Annotated in this window: 2 protein-coding genes; both read left to right on the top strand. The window is 77.7% G+C overall.

Features of this window, described 5'->3' with window-relative positions; all coding sequences use genetic code 11:
* Positions 1–365: DeoR/GlpR family DNA-binding transcription regulator (locus E1283_RS35170; protein ID WP_425086275.1), on the top strand; the 365-nt coding region annotated here is incomplete at its 5' end.
* Positions 366–422: 57 nt separating this feature from the next.
* Positions 423–2,111 carry a bifunctional 3'-5' exonuclease/DNA polymerase gene (locus E1283_RS35165; RefSeq protein ID WP_132822225.1) on the top strand — a complete coding sequence of 563 codons (1,689 nt, stop codon included), beginning with the start codon at positions 423–425 and terminating at the stop codon, positions 2,109–2,111.
* The last annotated feature ends 379 nt before the right edge of the window (positions 2,112–2,490 follow it).

The following is a 2,490-nucleotide window of genomic DNA, read 5'->3' as shown; positions in this document are numbered from 1 at the left end:
CGGTGGTGCTGACGGGCGGGGTGCGGACGCCGTCGGACGCGCTGGTGGGCCCGGTGGCCGACGCGGCGATCGCCTCGCTCCACTTCGACATGCTGTTCCTCGGGGTGCACGGCATCTCGGTGGAGGCCGGTCTGTCCACGCCCAACCTGGCGGAGGCGGAGACCAATCGGCACTTCATCCGCTCGGCCCGCCGGGTGGTGGTCGTGGCCGACCACACCAAGTGGGGGACGACCGGCCTGAGTTCGTTCGCCACGCTGGACGAGGTCGACACCCTGGTGACGGACGCGGGGCTGCCGGGCGCGGACCGGGAGGAGATCGCCGAGCACCTGGCGGAGCTGGTGATCGCGGGCGAGCACGAGGGCTGACGGCCGGTCGGCGCGTCCCGGGCGGCGTTGTCAGTGCCTGCTGCCACAATCGCACACATGAGCGAGGATCGGTCGGCGGGCGGCAGACACGCGCTGGCGGAGTACGCCGACGGCTCGGTCCGGGTATGTGCGCTGGACGAGGCGGGCCGGGCCGCCGGGCCGGTGGTCGCGGCGCCGAGCCCGGCCGAGGCGGTCCGCGGCCGCCCCGGCGTCACGCGCTGGGTGTGGCGGTCCACGTCCACCGTCTACCCGCGGTTGCTGGCGGCCGGGCTCCGGGTGCCGCGCTGCTACGACGTGGAGGCCGCCGAGGCGCTGCTCCTGGGCCACGAGGGCGGCTACGGCCTGCCGCGTTCCCTGAGCGCGGCGTTCGCCCGGCTGCGCGGGCTGCCCGTGCCGGACGATCCGGCACCGACCGCGGCGGACTCGGCGCAGCCTTCGCTGTTCGAGGCGGGGCCCGTCCCGCTGCCCGCCGACGCGGATCCGCTGACGGCGCTGTTGGAGGTGTACGCGGGCCAGTTGGCCCGGGTGGCCGCGATGCCGCGCCCGGAGCGGATGCGGCTGCTGGTCACGGCGGAGTCGGCGGGCATGCTGGTCGCCGGCGAGATGGGGCGGGCCGGGCTGCCCTGGCGGGCGGACATCCATCTGCGGCTGCTCGACGAACTGCTCGGCCGGCGCTATCCGGGGGGCGCCCAGCCGGGGCGGCTGGCCGAGCTGGCGGAGGAGGTCTCCGCGGCCTTCGGTCCCGGCGTGCGGGTGCGGCCCGACCTGCCGGCCGAGGTGATCCGCGCGTTCGCCGGGGCGGGCGTCAGGCTCTCCTCCACCCGGGCGTGGGAGCTGCGCGACGTCGACCACCCGGCCGTGGCCCCCCTGCTCGAGTACAAGCGGCTCTACCGGATCCACACGGCGCACGGCTGGTCCTGGCTGCGTTCCTGGGTGCGGGACGGGCGGTTCCGCACCGCGTACGTGCCGGGCGGCACACCGTCGGGCCGCTGGACCACCAACGGCGGCGGCGCGCTCCAGATCCCCCGGGTGGTCAGGCGGGCCGTCGTGGCCGACCCGGGCTGGCGCCTGGTGGTGGCGGACGCCGCCCAGCTGGAGCCCCGGGTGCTGGCGGCCGTCTCCCGGGACCGCGGTCTGATGGCGGCGGCCGGCGGCGCCGACGACCTCTACACGGCGCTGGCCCACGGCGGCTTCTCCGGCGACCGGGCGGCGGCCAAGCTGGCGCTGCTCGGCGCGATGTACGGCCAGACCTCGGGCGACGGGCTCCGGCAGCTGGCGGCCCTGCGGCGCCGTTTCCCGGCGGCCGTCGACCACGTGGACGAGGCGGCCAGGGTCGGCGAACAGGGCGGCCTGGTGCGGACCTGGCTCGGCCGCACCTGCCCCCCGGCGGCCGCCGGGATCCCACCCGAGGACCGCGCGGAGCCGGTCGGCGACGGCGGCTCCTCGTCCTCGGCCCGGGCGCGGGGCCGGTTCACGCGCAACTTCGTGGTCCAGGGCAGCGCGGCCGAGTGGGCGCTGCTGATGCTGGCCGCGCTGCGGGGGTCCCTGTGGGACATGGCCGCGGAGCTGGTCTTCTTCCAGCACGACGAGGTGATCGTGCACTGCCCGGCCGAGGAGGCGACGGCCGTCGCCGAGGCCGTCCACGCCGCCGGCGCCGCGGCCGGCCACCTCACCTTCGGCCCGACCCCCGTCCGCTTCCCCCTCACCACGGCGGTGGTGGAGTGCTACGCCGACGCCAAGGCCTAGCCGGCCGGGCCTCACCGACGACCCCGGCCCCACCGGGCAGGCACGCCCCTTCGGCCGGGAGCCGCCCCGCCAGCGGCGGGCGCGCCACACCGCGCGCACGGCACCGGCACCGGCACCGGGCGGCCTGGTGTCGGCCCGGCGGGTCCGGTTTCGCCGGGCGCGGTGCCGAGGCCGCGGCCGGACGGGCTTCGCCCGCACGAAAGGTGCGGGCTTCCCCGCTGGCCGCCGGCCCGGCCGGTGCCGGCGACACATACCGTCCCGGCCGAGGGCCGCTGGACGGAAACCCGTCGGCGAGCGCGGGGGCCCCGCCCAACCACCGGCGCCGGTCGGGCATCGGCCCCGCGCGAAGCGCGGGGCCGGCCTCAGGTCGTGTAGGTGT

The sequence above is a fragment of the Streptomyces hainanensis genome, assembly GCF_004348415.1.
Lineage (GTDB): Bacteria > Actinomycetota > Actinomycetes > Streptomycetales > Streptomycetaceae > Streptomyces > Streptomyces hainanensis.
Note: the sequence above shows the minus strand (reverse complement) of the source record. Positions and strands in the feature narration are given on the sequence as shown.

What these genes read in the sequence shown, in the direction of transcription:
- E1283_RS35165 (WP_132822225.1), top strand. Translation starts at nt 423, where the DNA reads ATGAGCGAGGATCGGTCGGCGGGCGGCAGACACGCGCTGGCGGAGTAC.